Here is a 20,669-nt window from a genome sequence, read left to right as displayed (position 1 = left end):
ATTTTTCTGCATGTTTTAAGATTGATGTTTGAAAATGAATTATTCTGCATAATTTCTTGTGCTGAAATATTGTCATCATAAGAAATGCAGAACGATAAATACGTCATCACAACCCAAACCATCCAGGAGCCACCCAAAGGCATTCTTAAGAGTCTGAAATTTTTAGGGCCCGGTTTTATTCTTTCCGCTTCCATTGTTGGATCGGGAGAACTGATCGCGACAACCGCACTCGGAGCGAAAGCAGGCTTCGCTGCATTTTGGGTTATCATCGTTAGTTGCCTTATTAAAGTAACGATCCAGCTTGAATTTGGGAAGCATACTATTCAGACTGGCGAGACCATCATGCAATCGTTCCGCAAACTTCCCGGCACTAAAAAGAGCGGCGGCAAATGGTCAGTCATCCTGGTATTTATCCTTACTCTGCTTAAGAATATTCAGCTTGGAGGTATACTGGGCGGATCGGCATTGGTGCTGAAGATGTTATTTCCTTCAGTCCCGCTGGAACTGCATGTCGTATTTTCCGCATTTATAGCAGCAGTATTTATTTACAAGGGGTGGTACTCTGTAGTGGAGAAACTTTCCCTGATTATGACGCTTGCCTTTACGATACTAACTCTGACCTGCCTTTGGTACGTTCGATATACGCCCTATGATTTTACTTTTAGTGAAGTGATCCGTGGAATGCGTTTCGATTTACACGGGCAGATGCTGGTAATCGCACTCGGAGCATTCGGAATAACGGGTGTTGCCAGTGATGAAATACTCGCTTACACGTATTGGTGCCTGGAAAAAGGATATGCTGCATATACCGGCCCGAGAGAAAATACACCGGAATGGATCAACCGGGCAAAAGGCTGGACCAAAGTAATGTATCTCGATGCCATCGTTGCCATGATCATTTATACTTTGGTAACTGCAGCATTTTACCTGCTGGGTGCATCAATCCTCCATAAGCAGGGACTCGTTCCCACAGATACTGCGATGGTAAAAACCCTCGCCAGCATATACACATCCGCGTTAGGGTCAAATGTTGAATATATTTTCCTGACAGGGGCATTCTTCGTTCTTTTTTCGAGTGTATTTGCCACCGTTGCCTACTGGAGTCGTTTATTTACTGATATCGCCGGTCAGTTCAGATGGATTGATTTTTATAATCCGGTACAAAGAGGAAAATCGATAAAATTCGTTACGATTGTTTTTCCGATCATTTGGATATTCACTTTCCTGTTTTTAAAAATGCCGGTGATGATGATCATATCAGGCGGCATTGTTGGCGCGGTTTTGCTGATCCTTGTAGCTCTCGCTGGTTTATATTTCAGGTACAAACGTCAGCAACTGATCCCATCTTCGGGATTTTATGATCTTGCACTCTGGATAAGCGTGATCTCTGTGATGTTGGTAGCGATGTATAGTTTAATTCAGGTGTTTAAATAGGCATTGCTGATTAAATGAAAACTGGCGGTGCACTTCGCTCATCGTTGTTCCTTGTTCGTTGAACTGCTCAACTTTGCAGAAACGCCGAATAAAGGGATAAGATTTTTAACCGAAAGCGGAAGTAAACCTGGTGCAGGGAATTTCACGCTTTGACTTTTACATCCGTGTAGGCGCTGACACCAGGCTTCCTTTCTAATTCAATATTGAATGTCATTTCTCCGGTCTCATCATCGGGAATAACAATACATCCTGTATTGATGACTGCCCGGTTAGCAGCATACAAATTCTGTCGATACCGAACCCAATACCCGAGGTTGGCGGCATTCCATATTCCAGTGCGCGTAAGAAATCGTAATCAATAAACATCGCTTCATCATCGCCTCTTTCCATCAGGGCTACCTGCTCTTCGAAACGTGCACGCTGATCGATCGGATCGTTTAATTCAGAATATGCATTTGCGATTTCTTTTCCATTCACCATCAGTTCAAATCTTTCAACAAGACCTGGTTTGCTGCGATGTTTTTTTGTCAGCGGACTCATCTCTACAGGATAGTCGATGATAAAAGTCGGCTGAATAAAATGATGTTCACATTTTTCGCTGAAAAGTTCGTCAATCAGTTTTCCTTTACCCATGCTCGGTTCAACATGAATATGCTGTTGCTTACATACTTCACGGATCTGATCTTCATTCATTCCGCTGATGTCAATACCAGTATATTGTTTTATTGCATCATACATCGTGATGCGCGCAAACGGCGCTTTGAAGCTGATCTGCTTTCCATCAACTTCACAGGTTGAATCTCCGTTAACATCGATCGCTGCTTTTTCGAGTAGCTGTTCTGTTGTTTCCATCATCCACAGATAATCCTTGTAGGCAGTATAAAATTCGAGTACAGTGAATTCCGGATTATGGGTACGATCCATTCCTTCATTACGGAAATTGCGACTGAATTCATATACCCAGTCAAAGCCCCCAACAATCAGTCTTTTCAGATAAAGTTCATTGGCAATGCGCAGGTACATCGGTATATCCAGCGCATTATGATGCGTTGTAAAGGGACGGGCTGCTGCACCGCCAGGAATGCTTTGCAGAACGGGAGTATCTACTTCAATAGCGCCGCGACTGTTCAGAAATTCGCGCATCGAGTTGATCAGTTTTGAGCGCTTAACAAAAGTTTCTTTCACCTGCGGATTCACGATCAGGTCTGCATACCGCTGACGATACCTGAATTCAGGATCGGTAACGGCATCAAAAGTTTCACCTTCTTTTTCCTTTACAACAGGGAGTGGTTTCAATGACTTAGTAAGAAAAACAAGTTCCCTGACGTGAATGGAAGTTTCACCCGTTTTTGTGGTGAATACGTATCCTTTTACGCCAATAATATCACCCATGTCAGTAAGGTGTTTCCAAACCTTATCATAAAGCGTCTTGTCTTCCCCGGGGCAGATCTCATCTCGTTTCACATACAGCTGAATCTTGCCCGTACTGTCCTGCAATACAGCAAAACTTGCTTTGCCCATATCACGGATGCTCATCACACGACCGGCTAAAACGACCTCAGCAAAATCAGCCTTATTTTCTTCTCCCTTGTAGTTGGCCTTGATATAGGCAGCATTGCTGTTCACCGGGAAAAGCGGTGCGGGGAAAGGATCTATTCCCAGCTGGGCAAACTCTTTCAATTTCTCTCTGCGGATAATCTCCTGCTCTGACAAATGCGCGATATTCATGTGTTTCTGCTAAAATTCCGGCAAAGGTAATGGAAGAAGGCCGAAGAGGGTTAAAAGTTAAACGTTGTACGTTGTACGTTAGCCTAAGCTGGTGCACGACGCCCTCCTCTTTGGACCAGAATCAGGTCGTTGCAAAATTGACAAACAGAAAGGCCAGCTAGTTTTACGCCTTATAAATGCCTCAATATCATAGTAATTTCCCCATATCTCCTCCTGTTTTCTTTGTTTAGTTTTCAGAAACCCGTTTCCCTCCTGCATCCTGTGTTTTGTATTCTCTGTTTTCTGTTTCCGTTCTCTGTTTCTGTACTAATTTGCCTTGTTTTCATGTGGCACTAAATATGCATGATAAATGAACAGCTATGGCCATCGATAAAAATCTGATCATTACTGACTCTGTTATCATCAATGCACCAGCCTACAAAGTTTGGCAGGGCCTCACCGATCCGGCACTGGTCAAACAATATTTTTACGGAACGGATGTACAAACAAGTTGGAGCAAAAACAGTCCCATAGTATTTCGTGGCGAATGGGAAGGCAAAACCTATGAAGAAAAAGGGGAAATTCTCGACATTGAAAACAATAAGCTCATCAGCTATAGTTACCTCACTACCGGACTCCAGGATATACCTGAAAATTATGCGATCATCACCTACCTGCTGAATGACAATCACGGACATACGACGATGCGGGTTAAGCAACAGGGGTTTCGTAATGAAGAAGCAATGGAACATTCGATCGCCGGATGGAAACAGATTCTATCCGGATTGAAATCGCTTGTTGAATCATTATAATCCGACGGCAGTTCTATTCTTTTTTCTCAGACCTTAATGTCGCAGGGCAACTCAGTCGGAGCAACCGCCATTGCCCGCGAAAATCAATAAAAGCGCAGACGATAAAACAATGAACCACGGAAGTACATATTTCCTTTATCGCTGACTACTGTTTCTGTGTCCTTCCCTCCAACCGATTCGCCACCCATGCGGAGCTTTCTGAATACAGAGTACCCGGCCTCAAGATTAAAAATCAGCTTTGGTGTAGGTAGAAATCTGCAAAAGCACCTGCCTGTATATCTGTAATGCGATAGTAATCGAGTGTGTTTTGAGGACCTGTCGGTTCAATGCGGTATGAGTTGGGAAAAGTCCTGAAAGAAGCTCCTAGTGAAACCCTTTTAGTGATCCTGTTCTCGTAAATCAGTGAGTTTGGTAAGTTCCCGAAAAGATTACTCCTTTGATTGATTTTCCACTCGATACCTATTATAGGAATGAAAAAGTTTCCGAAAAACTCCCTATTGTAATATAACCCTGCCCGCAGAACCAGTTCAGGATTGAACCTGCGGGAAATATAGAACAGGCCTCCCAATTGAAACCCTTTGGAAAAAAGCAACGACGACACACCGTTCCACCGCGGAATAATACCTAGAGTCAATGACCAGGTGGGGTTGAATTTCTTTGTGTAGGTCAGCACAGTAAAAAGACTTTGCACTTTTATTAAAGTCGATGACTCTTCTGCTCTTAGCGTTCGGATTTCAAAGGATGGACTGATAAGAAATACACTGCTGTCTTTTTTACTGACCAATGGGATATTTAATTGTGATCGGAAATGATTGAACCTGTTCAGTGAATTATTTTCATTGATGCCTTTTCCGGGACTGTAAGAATAATACACATTGACGAGATCGATATAAGGCTGTGCTTCGGCAAATGCTGCAATGATTATCACAACGTTGGTAATGAGGGTGTACTTGCGCATAGGTTTATTTTTAACAGCCGGGCTCCTGATTCAGGAATAGAATAACTATCTGGTAAATTAAGGATACCGGTGAATCAGAGAAAGGTGAAAATTCTTGCCGTGATGAGGATCTAATGCCGTTGTTTACAAGTGGGGCGGAATGAACAGCAACTACAAAGCCGGAGTGATAAACAAACCTATTATTTTTCCTACCCAATAGGAAAAATAAGTTGTTATAAAAATCACATATTGATTTATTCTGAAATGACTCAAAGGACTAACGGTTACTATCAGGTTTACCGGGAATCAGCATCTGTTGACAGTAGCCCGATCCATCTTTTAAAACAGCTGAGCGCCCCGGTTAACAGTAAATGATTCCGATGATAAAAATCTGTTATACCTGACTTTCAGATTTCGATAGATTCAGGTTAGCTTAAACCTGTCGTCATGTATAACAATGTATTAGTGACAACCGTACTCATTACCTTGCTTAGCGCATGTGCAAGAAAAGAGAATACGAAAATCAATTATGCAGGGGAGCTTCCACCTGGCGACACTGCGATAATCTTTGCGCCTGGATTGATCACTACAAACCAATATGAACATAGCGCCCCCGCATTTTCGCCTGACGGTAATCGTGTATTATGGACAGTAGTAGACAAAACTTATCGGGGTTCATTGTACGAAATGATTTTTGAAAACGGAAAATGGTCGGCGCCGCATCGCCCATCTTTTGCTGATAGTACTTCGGATGATTATTACCCGGGTTTCTCTCATGACGGCAAAAAACTTTATTTCAGTTCGCGCAGAAAAATGCCTGCGGGTTATGCTGACACAAAAGATATGCGCATATGGGAAGTTCAACGAACCCGGGATGGATGGTCCACTCCTCTCCCTATCGATACAACGATTTCCAGCGGCAAAGAATATGCGCATTCCGTTTCCGCTACCGGAAATATTTTCTTCTCTGTGCCGATCACTGGCGGAAACAATATGGACATTTTTACTTCTTCAATAACAACCGATCAGAAATTATCGCCTGTACAACTTCCCTATAATCTAAACAGTATTGGATATGAAGACGGACCTTTTATTGCACCTGATGAAAGGTTTATCATTTTTGAATCCAACAGACCTGAGGGTATCGATGGTAGCATCGATCTGTACATATCATTTAAAAATGAAAATGATTCATGGACGCTGCCTGTGAATATGGGACCAAAAATAAATTCACCTGCTGCTGAAAGATTTGCAAAACTCTCTCCGGACGGTAAATATCTCTTTGGTTCCAACCGGAATATGTCTGATTCGAATTGGGGATTTGATATTTACTGGATTGATGCAAAAGTGATTGATGAAGTAAAATCAGGGACTAAAAATACACCGCAGATTTCTGATACACTTGGAAACAGTATTCTGAACAACATGAATAGTCAGAATTCTGAAGCTCTGAGTACAGGCCTCAGAGACTGGTTATCAGAATATCCAAATAGTCTGGATGCCATCATCATGTACAGTTCAGCACTACGTACACAAAAAAAATATGCAGAAGCAGAGCAATTGCTGGGAAACGTTAGTTCCGGATTCAAAAACAATCCGGCAATTATTCTTGAAACTGGTTTAGTAAAAATAGGTCTGAATGACACATCTGCTGCAAATGCATTATTCATGCCGATAGTTGCCCCTGGCCCAAGACAGGTTGAAAGATTGGAGTACTTGTCGAAAGGATTTTTGGATATGGAACGGTTCGAAGAAAGCGAAAAATATTTTGATCAATCAATGCAATTGCAACCCAACCCATACCAATACCTGCGAAGAGCAAGAACATATGCCGCGTTGGGCAAAAACCAAAAGGCATTAGTATATGCAGGGAAAGCGGCCGATATGGGTATTAATTCCAGAATCGATTACGAAAATGATACGGACCTGCAATCGTTAAAAAAAGATCCGGGATGGAACATGCTTCTGAAAAAATTAAAATGAATTTCGTTTAAGGCGATTCAGAATGATTTAAATTGTTGTAACTACCATTTACAATTTCAATCGTTCTGAATGAGAAAAGCATATTCTATTTTTATTCTCTTATTGATATCTGCAATTTCAGTTCATTCGCAAAACACAATTATAAAAGCCGGGCATTTATTTGATGCGCGCACCGGCAAAATGCTGGACAATCAATTTATCCTTGTACAGAACGGAAAAATAAAAGAGGCTGGGGCCAATATCAAACATGGTAAAAATGATTCAGTAATTGATCTTTCAGATTCATGGGTCTTGCCGGGATTAATGGACTGCCATGTGCATATCACCAGTAATAATACCTACAGAAATCTTGTGGTGAACGAAACCTATACCAACGAAAGCAATGCGTTCCGCGCTTTGCGTGGTGCTATGGTAGCCAAGCAATTACTAGAAAACGGATTTACAACAATAAAAGAAATCGGCACGATGCCGAATATGCTTCTGCTGATGTGATCAAAGCCATCAAAAACGGGTGGGCTCCGGGACCAACGATCATTTATGCAGGGCAGATCATCGCTCCTTTTGGAGGTCAATCAAGAGGCGTCAATCCTGAGCACGAGCATTTCTGGAAATGGGAATATCTTGATGCCGATACTCCGGATGAAATTAAAAAGGCCATCAGGAGAAATGTATACTTCGGCGCTAATGTAATTAAAATGGTTACAGGCGATAATGGAATTTATAATACAGAAGATATCAAAGCCGCAGTTGATGAGGCAAACAAATTCGGAATCAAAGTCACTGTGCATGTTGCTTTTTCTGAGCCGGCCGCAGCCAACGTAATAAACGGAGGCGCTGCTGCCATTGAACATGGCTTCGGTCTTACCGATCCTCAGTTACAGGCAATGAAGGATAAAAACATTTTTCTCGTTGGCACCGATTTTTCTTTTGACAACTGGTTTGCTTATGGAATGGATTCAGCAACCGCAAAACAGTTGTCAGATATGGTGGTCGATCGCCTTAAACGTGCGTATAAAATCGGAACTAAAATGGCTTTTGGTACCGATATTATTATTGATCTTCCAAATCAGAATCGCATCCAAACCAATCTTCAGGTTTTAAAATCATGGAAAGCCGCTAATATTCCGCCTTCTTATATTCTTCAAACCATGACGATCAATGCAGCGGAGTTACTGGGCATCGACAATGAACGTGGTGTGCTTGAGCAGGGGTATGCTGCTGACATCATTGCTGTGAAAAGCAATCCAATGACAGATATCGATGCAGTAAAGCAAGTGAAGTTTGTTATGAAAGATGGAAAGATCATCAGGAGAAACTGAGTTTTCCTGCTTCGTAGGTCTGACTTAATGATGAAAGGAAGGATCGCCTAATCTCTTGATTTTTGTTTCATTGAAAAAATTACCTTTCCCTAAAATACCAGCCATGCGAGCCATCCAGCGATTGTTTTGCATTGTATTGTTCTGTTGTGTTTCTTCTATAAAATCACAGGGTCAGGCAGGATACGAATCTGAAATAAAACAGTCCGCAATTCAGCTTTACAATTCTTTCAGTAAGATGCAGGTTCACTCAGGTGAATTGCAATTTACTGATACTTCAAGAGTCATGTGGAATAACCTTCCGGTAGGCCTGCGAGCACGTTCAGGAACGAGTATTGGTAACATGACTGTTGAACAACGCAAACTTGTGCACCGGATTTTATCTGCAGCGCTTAGTTCACAAGGTTATCTGAAAGCAACCAGCATTATGCATCTCGACGATCTGCTCAATCGCTGGATGGATACTATGTTCTACAACAAAACCATAAATGAAAATTTGTACAACCGACTGATGGATCTGAAATGGTCGCATCGGAATTTTTATTTTGCTTTTTATGGAAAGCCCACGGACGATACCTGGGGCTTTAAATTAGAGGGACATCATTTGTCTGTCAACTTTACTTTCTCTGCAGGAAAAATCGCAGTTACCCCATTCTTCATCGGTACTGATCCTGCAGAATATCCTGAAACTGCCTATGCAGGCTGGCGTGTATTGGGGCAGGAGGAAGATCTGGGACTGAAACTGATCAGCGTTTTATCTACGGAGCAAAAGAAGAAAGCAACGCAGAGTACGGCAGTTCCCGGCGACATTATCACTGCTGCTGAAAGTGGGAAAAGGCTTATCGATTCCTGGGGAATTAAGGCATCCGAATTTAACCAGGAGCAGAAAGATCTGCTAATCTATATAGTCAGGGAATTTGTATTCAACCTCGAATATGATAAAGCAGTGATGGAGTACAACAAGATCCTGAAAGCCGGTGTTGATAATATTTATTTTGGATGGATTGGAGAATACGAAGAGAAGAAACCGCACTATTTCGTGATTAACGGGCCGGGGTTTTTAATTGAATTTGACAATAACGGCGGACCGAGAAATGAGGCCAATCATATACATGCCATCTGGCGCGAGAAGGGAAATGATTTTGGCGAAGATGTATTGAAAAATCATTACCAGGCAGTAAAGCACAAATAGCATATAACAGGAATATCTTGTTTTAGCCTTATGAAGCTGAGAGACGAAATTTTAAAGGAACACTCAAAAGCGCAGGCAACGAAAATTGTCTCTTATGTCGGAGAAGATCAGAATCGTTTTGATCAACTGGTCGATCTTTTTCTTCACGATGAATACCGGGTTGTACAAAGAGCAGGCTGGCCGCTGAGTACTATCACTATAGCTCACCCGAAACTGGTAAAGAAGCATCTCAAAAAAATTGTTTCTTACTGTACAAAAGAAGGTTTGCATGGTGCAGTAAAAAGAAATATAGTAAGACTGTTGCAGTTTGTAACCATTCCAAAAAGCATGCAGGGTGAAGTAATGGATACCTGTTTCAGATTTGTGGAGTCTCCCGATGAAGCTGTTGCAGTTAAGGCGTTTTCACTGACTGTTCTTTGTAACCTTGCAAAAGATCATCCGGAAATAATTCCGGAGATAAAAATGCTTATTGAAGATCAGTTGCCACATCAGACGGCAGCGTTTGCTAGTCGTGCGAGCAAAGTGTTGCGGGAAATGGAGGGCGACAAGGCTAAAGTTAGTAGGCAAAAGAAGTTGTGAGTTGTCGGTTGTCGGTTGTCACCCTGGTGGAGCTTTGCAGAATAGTTATATGCTTATTTTTTTATCCTGATTATCTTTCGCTGCTAAAATTTGCCTTTTGCCTTAATCAGAAACAGAAAATTGCATACAGAAAACAGGCCTGCCCATACAGAGGCCAGCTGATTCCTATTGACTTTTGCCTGCTGCCTTTTAAATGTATTCCGCATTCTGTCTTCTGCGCCCTCACTTCTCAGTACATCAACAACACCTGCCATGCCTCGGCTACTTTTCCCTCATCAAGTAATCTTCCTGCGTGACGGTGCATTTCAATTTCCATTTCATCAGGATTGTTTGAAAAATACTGAACGATTTCTTTTACATGAGGATCGTAAAACGCAAGTTCTGCTTCAGGGATGCCCGTCACATTTGCGAGTTGACCCAATTGATTTCCGGTGAGGATCTTACTTCTTCTAATTGAATCTGGTAACTGATCGAAACCAATGCCGAGGTGAACATTTGGTTTTTCTACCTGGAAAATACTTTGCTCATCTACCTTACTATACCAGTTTCCACCAAGCCTTGCCGCATGATGAAGTTTCCTGTGATCGATCATTGTTCCAGCTTCGTTCAAAATATCTTCGGAGACATGCATGATCAACACTTCGCAAAGTGCCAAATTTCCGGAACCGCCTTCATGACCCAATGGTATGATCTGTACAACGCGGCATTCCATCTGTACTTTGCTTTCGGCGACACGTGGCGGTCTTACGATTTCAGATTTTAATGGCGTGAATCCTGCTTTAACAAATTCATCAATATGCTTAGGATACTCGCAACTCGCCAAAGAAACCTGCTGCACCATAAGCACATCAACAATATTTATGGTTACCTCGGGTACTTCTTCCATATTGGTAAGTGTATGCTTTACCGAACCATCACGTAGTCGCCTCGAAGGTGAAAAAACCAGGATAGGCGGTTGCGTCGAAAATAAATTGAAAAATGAAAACGGACTTAAGTTGACAGCGCCTTCTTTGTTAACAGTCGATGCGAAGCAGATAGGACGTGGTGCAACGGCGTGTTGAAGCCAGCCTTGTTTTTCAGATGTGGGGATGGATGCGAACTCGATTCGTTTCATCAGGCAAAAGTAAGGAGGCGAAAGGCAAAAGGAGTTGGCTGTTGTCGTCACGCCTGCCCTGGCTACCGGACTGGCAGGTTGCCTGTTGTCAGGGAAAGCAGCAGGCAGCAGATTGGGCGCAGTGCATTTTTTTATGTGGAACAACGCTTCTCGTTGGTCTTTTACCTAGGCCAGCATCAGAAACTGTAACTGAAAAAGAAAAAGGTCCACCAACACAACGGCTGGCTCCTGCTTACAACTTACTGCCGATTACTTACTCTTCCGCCTTAATTAAACCTTTCCTTCCTTCATCAGTCCAACCGCTGACAATAAATTTTATTACCATGAAACGCAGGACGATTCGTACACTTTTAATTGCGGGCCTGTTGACAGGCAGCCAGTTAGCCATCCATGCACAGGACAGAAATCCTGGAATGCCAGGAGATCAATTCAATCTTTACGGTGCTTTGGAAGCTTTCAAGAAATCGAATTCCCCCGAAGCATTTGAAAGAATGTTGAACCAGGATGGAAACAGCATTAATAATCTTGATTTGAATGACGACGGAGAGATTGATTACATCAGAGTTATCAACAAAAGAGATAATGATGTACAGTTGTTCATTCTGCAGATTCCGGTAACCCAACGGGAGAATCAGGATATTGCTGTAATCGAACTTGAACGGACCGGTTATGAAGAAGCAGTAATTCAGATTGTCGGCGACAAGGATATTTTCGGCGAAGAAGTGATCATCGAACCAACTGATGCGGAAGAAAGAAATTATTTCGACGACAATGATCGCGAAAGACGTGGACCATCTGCGTATAATACGAATAACAATGGAATTTTTGTTAACGTGTGGGGCTGGCCAGGTGTGAGATTTGTATTTGCTCCGGGATATGTTCCCTGGGTTTCAACGTGGAGTAACTATCGTCCGCCATATTGGTATGCACCACGTAGAACAGTTGCATGGTCATCCTGGCATCCACAAAGGAATTATTACAGCAGGTACTATGCTCCATGCACGAGGCATCGCATTGCATATGCACCAAGATACTATCAGCCTTATCGCAATACTTCAGTGATCGTTTATAATCGTTATCGCCCGGCAATAACACATTATCCCACGTATCGAAAACCAGCTCCGGTGTATAGAAACCCTGGTCATTCAAATCCACGCGGACATGCATACGGACACGGCAGAAGAGTAATCGTAAGAGGAAGAAGGTAATAAGATTGTTTTTTTTATCCCTACCATGTGAGCCGGTCTGTTTTCAGGCCGGTTTTTCTTTACATAATTCTTTCAGCAACTGCAAAAGAATCATAAATAAAGACTCACATATGTCATTCGTGGTTCTATTAGTTTGTACAGAACTGAGATCAATTCCATCCCCCACCCAATGATCGGTAGAGATCAACTGCACTGAGGTAAATGTCTTTTTTTGAAATAGCGAGTTGCAACTCTGCTTCGAGAAGACTTTTCTGTGCAGTAATGATTTCAAGATAATTCGCGTAGCCGCTTAGGTAAAGATCACGCGCCGTTAGGGCTGCCGTTGACAGTTCCTGGAACTCCTGGTTTTTAAGTTGAAATATTCTGGAATTGTTCTGCATCCTGTTATACTGAGTAACCACTTCTGCATAACTATGATAAATTAATTTCTGATAGTTGTAAACCGCCTGGCTGTTTTCTGCATTTGCAACCTGGTAATCGGATCTGATTCGCCATCCGTTAAAAATGGGTGCGGTGATGCCTCCTATCAGGCCATAAACAATAGACGAAGGATTAAATATTACATTCCCCCGAAAAGCATTGAAACCAGCATAAGGCGCGATAGTGAGTGAGGGCAGGAATGCTTTTCTCGCAGCAAGCACATTGGCTTTTGCGGCTTCCAGCTCATACTCCGCCTGTTGTATATCCGGTCTTCTCAGCAAAAGATCTGAAGGCACACCGGTATGCATAACCGAAGGCAATGGTAACTCCATCAGGGAAGTGTCTCTTTTGATCTCTATCGGGAACCTGCCTGCCAGTGCATTGAGTTGTAATTCTATAGCCACCATTTCCTGCCGTGTACGAAACTCAAGAGCCTGGGTATTCAACAACTGAGCGGCAAATTGCCTTACTGCAAGCTCTGTTGCTCTTCCTCCTTCCTTTTGAACTTTGATGATCTCCAGTGCGCGCTCCTGTAACCCTACATTCTTCTTCACTATTTTCAATTCATAGTCTAGCGCCATGAGTTCGTAATACATCGACGCCACTGAAGCAACAAGGCCCGTTACCAGGTATTGCCGTCCCCTTTCAGTGGCGAGCCATCCTGCGATTGCCGCCTTTTGCTGTTGTTTAAGTTTTCCCCAGATATCAATTTCCCATGTGCTTCTGAATCCGATAAAAAAATCCGGCGTGAACCCTGTTGCCACTTTCTGTCCCTCAGAAATATTTGATGAAAGATTTGTATCAAAATTGCCAACACCCGTCATCGTGTATTTTCCATAGTGATCGCCGCTTGCCGTAACCAATCCATTCACTTGCGGTAACAATGCCCCTTTTCTTATCGCTACAGTAGCACGGGCAATTTCCACCTGTTGCAATGCAATACCCAGGTCGGGATTATTCTTCAGTACACTATCGATCAGTTGCAACAGGTATGGATCTGTAAAAAATTGCTTTAAGGGCAATGACGCTATTGTCCCACCGGACAATGAATCACCATATGAAGCAGGTACGACAGGAACCGGCGGCATTTGTACTTCGCGTGCAGCTTTGCATCCGCTAAATACGAACGCTGCGCAACAGAAAAAAATCAAACATATAATCAGGTTCCTCATCATATTCATTTTTCCATTTTCAGGTATATCGCTAAATAGTTAATCAGGCAGGGAGTTCTTTTAATTTTTCTGGCGGGCGATTCAATTGAGTTTTTATTCGTCTTTTGAACCGACCAGATTCAGCCATTTTCGCAAAAACAACATACAGCCCGGGTACTACAATTACTCCAATCACTGTTCCGAGGAGCATTCCTCCTGCGGAAGTCATACCGATCGTTCTGTTTCCGATGGCACCTGCACCTGAAGCAATACACAGCGGAATCAATCCTGCAACAAATGCAAACGATGTCATCAGGATCGGACGCAACCTTGCTTTTGCCCCCATCTTCGCTGCATGCACAATTGACAAACCACGCTTCCTGTCCTGTATCGCGAATTCAACAATAAGGATGGCATTTTTACCAAGAAGTCCTATCAGCATAACCATTGCTACCTGTGCATAAATATTATTTTCGAGTCCGCCCAGCCAAAGGAAAAACAGAGCACCAAAAATTCCGACAGGTAACGAAAGAATAACAGGTAGCGGTAAGAGAAAGCTTTCATACTGCGCTGCGAGCAACAGATACACAAACAAAAGGCAGAGCATGAAAATCCAGATGGCCTGGTTGCCGGAAAGGATCTGTTCACGCGTCATACCACTCCATTCATAATCATATCCCGCTGGCAACTTTTTTGTCGTTTCCTGGATCGCTGTAATAGCCTCGCTCGTACTGTTACCTGGTGAAGCATCACCATTGATCATCGCCGCATTGTACATATTGTACCTGGTGATCTGCTCAGGACCAAGTATTCTTTCCAGCCTTGTAAATGTTGAAAATGCAACCATCTCTCCGCGTTCGTTTTTCACATATAGTTTCAGCAGATCATCCGGTGTGCGCCGGTATTCCGGAAGTGCCTGCAACATTACTTTATACATTTGTCCGAAACGAATAAAGTTGGTCGCATAATAACTTCCCATCAGCGTCTGCAATGTGTTCATTGCATTTTCAACAGTCACTCCTTTTTTCGCTGCCATTTCCTGGTCGACGTGAATAATGTACTGTGGAAAGCTTGGATCAAAACCGGTGAAAGCACCACCGATTCGCTTGTCTTTATTTAATTCCTCCAGAAAGTTTTTTGTGACGACCGCCATCTCTTCGAGATTACCGCTTCGGTTTTTATTCAGTAAACGAAATTCAAATCCGCTCGCATTACCAAATCCCGGCACGGACGGTGGCGCGAAATATTCTATCGTCGCATCACTGATACCGGAAGTATTTTTTGCAAAATGGGCGATCAACTCTTCCACTGATTCTTTTCGTTCTTCCCATCCTTTCAGATTGATCATCGCCATTCCATAGGAGGCGCCAGTGATTTCACTCATCAGACTATAGCCCGCGAGGGTACTGATATTATCTACACCAGCCAGTTTTCCGAGTTTCGATTCAACTTCATCCAACACAAGCTCTGTTCTTTCAAGAGTCGACCCGGCGGGTGTTGTTACGTTTACATAGATGATACTCTGATCTTCTGTTGGAATAAACCCTGAGGGAAGTGCACGCAAAAGGAACCAGCTTCCGAGTACAAAAAGAAGAATAGCTCCGAGTGTGATGATTTTTTTCCGTGCAATCTTCGAAACAATTCCGGTATATGCATTTTCGGTTTTGTTATAAGCCTTATTAAATCCATGAAAGAATCTTGCCAGCAGGTTTCGTCTCGTATGCGCAGGCGAATGTGGTTTCAACATAAGGGCACACAGGGCGGGAGTAAGCGTTAATGCATTTATTCCCGATATAACAATTGAAATAGCAAGCGTGATGCTGAACTGCCGGTAAAAAACGCCAACAGGACCAGAAAGGAATGCAACAGGTATAAATACCGCTGACATTACCAATGTAATAGCAATGATCGCTGAAGTGATTTCCTTCATAGCAGCAATGGTAGCTTCCAATGGCGGCAGTTTATCCTTCTCCATCTTCACGTGCACAGCCTCTACAACTACAATTGCGTTATCCACCACAATTCCAATGGCCAGTACCAATGCAAAAAGGGTCAGCATATTTATGGAAAAATCCAGTGCAAGCATGAACGCCAGCGTTCCTACCAATGCAACCGGAACCGCCAGAGCCGGAATCAGTGTTGATCTGAAATCCTGCAGGAAAATAAATACAACAACAAATACCAGAACCATCGCTTCAATCAGCGTACGGATTACTTCATGAATACTGGCATCAAGAAAACGTGAAACGTCGTATGCAAAATTGTAATCCATCCCGGGCGGGAAAACCGTAGACTTCAATTCTCCCATTTTATCCTTGATGTTCTGAATGACTTCACGCGCATTGCTTCCCGGGCGCTGTTTGATCATTATCGATGCGGAAGGACGACCATCGGTTTTTGAAACCATATCGTAACTGAACGTACCGAATTCAATATCAGCAATATCTTTCAACCGAAGAACAGATCCATCAGCCTGAGCTTTCATTACAACATCACCATACTGTTCAGGCGTATTGAATTTACCTGTGTACTTCAATACATATTGCTTCACCTGCCTGTCCTTTCCTGAATTCTCTCCTGCCACGCCCGGTGCTGCATCTATATTCTGCGCCCTTAAAGACTTTATTACTTCATCCGTTGATATATTATATGCAAGCATCCTGTCCGGTTTTAACCAGACGCGAATGGAATAATCGCGTGCCCCCATGATATCAACAAATCCAACACCTTCGATTCGTTTCAATTCATGAAGAACATTGATATCGGTAAAGTTGTAAATGAATTCCTCATCGGCATCATCATTTGTACTCACGATGTTCAGGTAGAGCAGCATACTATTTACCTCCTTCTCCGCCTGCACACCAGCCCGGATAACTTCTTCAGGAAGTTCATCGAGCACGGTCGTTACCCTGTTTTGTACATTTACCGCGGCCTGGTCAGGATCAGTGCCTACTTTAAAAAAGATCTGGATAAGCGTCACACCATTGTTACTGCTTACCGTGTTCATATAAGTCATACCAGGCACACCATTCACTGCCCGTTCAATCGGGATGGCAACAGCGTTGGTACACACTTCTGCATTAGCTCCATTATAAGTAGCCGTAACAACAACTGAGGGCGGCACAATATCCGGGAACTGGGTGATCGGCAAACTGAATAGCGCCAGCACACCAAGTAAAGTGATGATGATAGAAATGACTAATGATAAAACAGGTCTGCGTATAAATGTCTCAACCATGATCTGTTTTTAAAAAGATAGATTCAAAGGACAATTTTGCAATCTCCTTTCAGGCATTTACACCTGCAGAATCAATCGATATTATTTTCCGGAATTCAATGCAGGCAATTGATCTGCATCCAAATATTGTGGCGTTATTCTGGTTCCTTCCTTTATGCTCTGTATTCCTTCATAAACAATAGTGTCGTGTTCTGTAAGGCCAGACTGAACGACAATAAATTCATCCATTCTCGTTTTCGGTGAAAAACTTTTCATCCTCACCGTGTTATCCTTATTCACGATGTACACAAAACTTTTATCCTGGATTTCCATGACTGCTTTCTGCGGAATGATCAATGCATCTTCCACTGCTGCGCTTAAAATTATTTTACCGCTGGCACCGTGTTTGAGAAATTTTTCGGGATTGGGAAATGTTGCACGAAAGGCGATAGAACCGGTATGACTATCAAATTCACTTTCCATAGCTTCCACTCTTCCATTATGCTGGTAAGCAGTACCGTCGGAAAGAATTAATTTGATATTATCATAGTCGGTGGTATTCTTTTCTTTTTTAGACCGACTAAAGCGGAGATATTCATTTTCTGAAACTGAGAAATAGGCGTAGATCGTTGCCAGATCTGAAATGGTAGTAAGTAAAGTTCCTTCATCCACGAGGCTTCCTCTCTTCATTGGAATCCTGTCGATTATTCCACTGAATGGAGAAAGGATCCGTGTATAGGAAAGCTGTATCTGGGCATTTGTATAACTTGATTTTGCTTCATCTACACGTGCTTCAGCAGATTTCAATCTTGATTGAGCAAGCTCATATTCCGAAGATGAAATGACATTTTTATCTACGAGTACTTTTATCCTCTTCATTTCAAGTTCAGCACCTTTCGCCTCGGCTGTTGCATTGTTCAATACAGCCTTTGCTTTTGATACATCTGCCTGAAGCTCTTCATCATTAAGAATGAATAACGGCTGACCCTTGGTCACTTCCTGTCCTTCATCAACAAGAATTTCTTTTATGAAGCCCTGTATGCGGGATCTGATTTCGACGTTTTTTGCAGCCTGGATATCTGCCACATATTCCTGCTCGATAACAGTGTCCCGGGCTTCTATTTTCAACACTGGAATATGTACTGCTTTGGAATGTTCATCCTCCGTTTTGCCACTGACATTACAAGCCAGTTGAAAGAAAAAAAATGAAGCTGTCAGACTTGCCAGAAATGGTCGCATGATCCCTTTTTTTTAGAGTTATTGAATTGGCTGGCAATCAGATTGAAAACCTGAAATTGATCAGGATGCAGGCAATCGGGGGACAGAGATTTGCTGGCAAGAGTTGAAGAAGGTGACTGAAGATAAACGAGACACCAATTTTATATTTTCAAAGGTGCAGGTCGGTTATTTCAAATATAATTCAAAAATGCCAGAAAACCTTGTCGCGATTAACAGCCAATAGGGTTTGCGGGCGAAAATAGACCATTTAGAAAGTGACCCTGTTTAACAAGACGTTAATATAAATTTTTCTAACTGTATTCTAACAGGCAGGAGTAAGGAGAAAGGAGGCAGAAGAAAACAGCCACACTTTAAGGAGAAAAATTAATCGCATTCTAATTGTCGTTTTGTATTCTTTGAGTTGTTAATTGCCCGTTGTCATAACAGAAGAATTCAACACAATGAATAGCATTCTTTCTCCCTTTTCGCAATTTTTAGTTTTTCTGCACCCGCCTTCCTGTTCTCTTTTTTTTTGCCCTGACTCTGTTTCCTGTTTCTCTCCTTACGGTGCTAATTTTTCTTCCTGGTTAAAGTATCCATTATAGCTTGCTTCCGACTCAAGCCAGTCGCCGATCATCTTCCATAAATTTTCCGGAAACTTTGCATTGAAAAAAGCATTCTCATCATTGGGTGTGTCGGATAAGAGTGTGTCAGGAAGATGCATCCAACGGATACGTGCAGCCGAATATCGAGCGAGTAATGCGCGTATAGCTTTTAGTGGAATGTCTGAATTTCCCTCGAAACTTATACTGAGTAATGGTATGCGCAAACGGCAATAATTATTATCGGGGAACTCGTCAAAAAGACCGTTCTCACTGTTACACCAGCCGACCCAATCACGCATTACGCCGCCCGGTATATTCGTGAGATACCTTATTCTTTTACCTGGAAAATAACCATAGAAAAATAATAACAACGTGATGAGTTTTTTCATCACCGAGAGGCGCATACGAACACGCCAGGGCCTGAGTTTAGCGCAGGTCAGGCCCGCACTGATCATGATCATCCTGTTGATGTATGTACTCGCCGGAGCAATACCGGCAATTTCTCCACTGATGCCATGTGCGAGAAAAATAATTTCCTTTTTAGGGAAATGTTGTTTTGCAAAAAGCAATGCAGTATTCAGATCCTGTAATGCCCAATGTTTCATTCCGGCATTCGCTTTTTCCGGGCCGAGCCAGTAACTTTCGTCAAGTCCCCGATAACTGAAAGTGATCACCGGATACCCGCTCTTTGACAGGAATTCTGCAAATACATTATAATCTGATTGATGCATCATTACTCCCTGCCCGATCACTATAACAGAGTTGTTCTCCTTCTGAGGATTAAAAATGCTGATCCCCATCTCCCTCCCATCCCTGGTTTTAACCATTTCCGTATGCGCCATAGTTCACCTTTCAGTAACGGAACAGACAGCTTCATTCCATCGAAGCTGATAACAATACAAAACTTGGAATTCTTTCGCTGGAATAAAAGTTCATTTGATCAATCACCTGTTCCTGTTGAGTAGTTCAGAGTAACTGACTCATCAGTTCGTCCTTTTTGCTTTTCGAAACAGGGATTTTCATTTTGTTTTTCATCACCAGGAAGCCTCCATCGCCACGGATAAACTCTTTTACTTCAGAAAGATTGATAAGGTGAGAATGATGTGGCCTGAAAAAATGGAAGGGTACGAGCATATCCTCAAACTCCTTTAATGTTTTGCTGATCACTTTCTTCCTTCCATCTGATAAATAGACTTCAGTATAGTTGCTGTTAGAAGTGCATACGATAATCTCTTCCGGATTTACAAATTCAATAATATCTCTCGACGCAAGCGCGATCTTTCCCGTTTTCCCTCTTTTCTCAGCATGTACATTTTCCATTAATACTTCCAATTGCCTGTTAGGTATGTTTGGCTGAGCCTTTCTGAGATGCTTTTCTATTGCTTCTTTTAATTCTTTATTCTGCACTGGTTTCAACAGGTAATCAAGCGCACTGAATTTTACAGCCTGTATTCCAAAATTATCATAAGCAGTGATAAAGATTACATCAAATGTTATCGACTGTCCTACTTCTTCCAGCACATCAAAACCATTCAACATAGGCATCTCGATATCCAGGAAAAGAATGTCGATTTCATTCTGCTTCAGAAATCTGACTCCCTCCGCAGGATCTGTAAAAGAGGCAATCACCGTCACATCCGGACAATAATTCTCCAGCTTCCATTTTAATGTTTCGATGCTGTGTGTCTCGTCGTCAATAATTACTGCCCTGGTCATTGTCTTTAGTTGTCGGTTGTCAGTTGTCGGCCTGCCCGGTAGGCAGGGCAGGCAGGTTAT

16 protein-coding genes are annotated in these 20,669 nt (G+C 42.5%); 8 read left to right on the top strand and 8 right to left on the bottom strand.

Annotated features, from left to right (window positions below):
- Positions 1 to 84 precede the first annotated feature (84 nt).
- Positions 85 to 1,434 carry an Nramp family divalent metal transporter gene (locus P2W82_RS06865; protein ID WP_336515112.1) on the top strand — a complete coding sequence of 450 codons (1,350 nt, stop codon included), beginning with the start codon at positions 85 to 87 and terminating at the stop codon, positions 1,432 to 1,434.
- A gap of 210 nt (positions 1,435 to 1,644) precedes the next feature.
- Here P2W82_RS06865 and lysS read toward each other — a convergent pair whose 3' ends face one another.
- Complete coding sequence (gene lysS, locus P2W82_RS06860; protein ID WP_336515111.1) at positions 1,645 to 3,162, bottom strand: lysine--tRNA ligase; 1,518 nt, start codon at positions 3,160 to 3,162, stop codon at positions 1,645 to 1,647.
- 359 nt (positions 3,163 to 3,521) lie between these two features.
- On the opposite strand from lysS, the gene P2W82_RS06855 reads away from it, so the two are divergent.
- The gene (locus P2W82_RS06855; RefSeq protein WP_336515110.1) at positions 3,522 to 3,953 is read left to right on the top strand and encodes an SRPBCC family protein; all 432 of its coding nucleotides are present in this window, start codon (positions 3,522 to 3,524) and stop codon (positions 3,951 to 3,953) included.
- A 232-nt stretch (positions 3,954 to 4,185) separates the two neighbouring features.
- On the opposite strand, the gene P2W82_RS06850 is transcribed toward P2W82_RS06855, so the two are convergent.
- A complete protein-coding gene (locus tag P2W82_RS06850; RefSeq protein WP_336515109.1) occupies positions 4,186 to 4,911 on the bottom strand; it encodes a hypothetical protein in 726 nt (241 codons plus the stop codon).
- Between the two features lie 426 nt (positions 4,912 to 5,337).
- On the opposite strand from P2W82_RS06850, the gene P2W82_RS06845 reads away from it, so the two are divergent.
- The 5 genes from P2W82_RS06845 to P2W82_RS06825 all read left to right on the top strand — a co-directional run bounded on the left by P2W82_RS06845 (position 5,338) and on the right by P2W82_RS06825 (position 9,960).
- Complete coding sequence (locus P2W82_RS06845) at positions 5,338 to 6,873, top strand: hypothetical protein (protein WP_336515108.1); 1,536 nt, start codon at positions 5,338 to 5,340, stop codon at positions 6,871 to 6,873.
- Between the two features lie 69 nt (positions 6,874 to 6,942).
- Positions 6,943 to 7,365, top strand: coding sequence for an amidohydrolase family protein (locus P2W82_RS06840; protein ID WP_336515107.1), 423 nt, complete (start codon positions 6,943 to 6,945; stop codon positions 7,363 to 7,365).
- The gene (locus P2W82_RS06835; RefSeq protein ID WP_336515106.1) at positions 7,362 to 8,192 is read left to right on the top strand and encodes an amidohydrolase family protein; all 831 of its coding nucleotides are present in this window, start codon (positions 7,362 to 7,364) and stop codon (positions 8,190 to 8,192) included. The genes P2W82_RS06840 and P2W82_RS06835 overlap by 4 nt, the downstream gene beginning before the upstream one ends.
- Positions 8,193 to 8,295: 103 nt before the next feature.
- Entirely contained in the window at positions 8,296 to 9,381 is a 1,086-nt protein-coding gene (locus P2W82_RS06830) for a DUF3500 domain-containing protein (RefSeq protein WP_336515105.1), read from the top strand.
- Between the two features lie 30 nt (positions 9,382 to 9,411).
- Complete coding sequence (locus tag P2W82_RS06825) at positions 9,412 to 9,960, top strand: hypothetical protein (RefSeq protein ID WP_336515104.1); 549 nt, start codon at positions 9,412 to 9,414, stop codon at positions 9,958 to 9,960.
- A 229-nt stretch (positions 9,961 to 10,189) separates the two neighbouring features.
- Here P2W82_RS06825 and P2W82_RS06820 read toward each other — a convergent pair whose 3' ends face one another.
- Positions 10,190 to 11,074 carry a flavin reductase family protein gene (locus P2W82_RS06820; RefSeq protein WP_336515103.1) on the bottom strand — a complete coding sequence of 295 codons (885 nt, stop codon included), beginning with the start codon at positions 11,072 to 11,074 and terminating at the stop codon, positions 10,190 to 10,192.
- A 323-nt stretch (positions 11,075 to 11,397) separates the two neighbouring features.
- On the opposite strand from P2W82_RS06820, the gene P2W82_RS06815 reads away from it, so the two are divergent.
- A complete protein-coding gene (locus tag P2W82_RS06815; RefSeq protein ID WP_336515102.1) occupies positions 11,398 to 12,282 on the top strand; it encodes a hypothetical protein in 885 nt (294 codons plus the stop codon).
- Positions 12,283 to 12,431: 149 nt separating this feature from the next.
- Here P2W82_RS06815 and P2W82_RS06810 read toward each other — a convergent pair whose 3' ends face one another.
- The 5 genes from P2W82_RS06810 to P2W82_RS06790 all read right to left on the bottom strand — a co-directional run bounded on the left by P2W82_RS06810 (position 12,432) and on the right by P2W82_RS06790 (position 20,609).
- Positions 12,432 to 13,883, bottom strand: coding sequence for a TolC family protein (locus P2W82_RS06810; RefSeq protein WP_336515101.1), 1,452 nt, complete (start codon positions 13,881 to 13,883; stop codon positions 12,432 to 12,434).
- 34 nt (positions 13,884 to 13,917) lie between these two features.
- Entirely contained in the window at positions 13,918 to 17,091 is a 3,174-nt protein-coding gene (locus tag P2W82_RS06805; protein ID WP_336515100.1) for an efflux RND transporter permease subunit, read from the bottom strand.
- Positions 17,092 to 17,172: 81 nt separating this feature from the next.
- Positions 17,173 to 18,309 carry an efflux RND transporter periplasmic adaptor subunit gene (locus tag P2W82_RS06800; RefSeq protein ID WP_336515099.1) on the bottom strand — a complete coding sequence of 379 codons (1,137 nt, stop codon included), beginning with the start codon at positions 18,307 to 18,309 and terminating at the stop codon, positions 17,173 to 17,175.
- Positions 18,310 to 18,850: 541 nt separating this feature from the next.
- A complete protein-coding gene (locus P2W82_RS06795; RefSeq protein WP_336515098.1) occupies positions 18,851 to 19,735 on the bottom strand; it encodes an alpha/beta hydrolase family protein in 885 nt (294 codons plus the stop codon).
- A gap of 124 nt (positions 19,736 to 19,859) precedes the next feature.
- Positions 19,860 to 20,609 carry a LytR/AlgR family response regulator transcription factor gene (locus tag P2W82_RS06790; RefSeq protein WP_336515097.1) on the bottom strand — a complete coding sequence of 250 codons (750 nt, stop codon included), beginning with the start codon at positions 20,607 to 20,609 and terminating at the stop codon, positions 19,860 to 19,862.
- Positions 20,610 to 20,669 lie beyond the last annotated feature (60 nt).

This window comes from Pollutibacter soli (genome assembly GCA_029269725.1).
GTDB lineage: Bacteria > Bacteroidota > Bacteroidia > Chitinophagales > Chitinophagaceae > Pollutibacter > Pollutibacter soli.
Note: the sequence above shows the minus strand (reverse complement) of the source record. Positions and strands in the feature narration are given on the sequence as shown.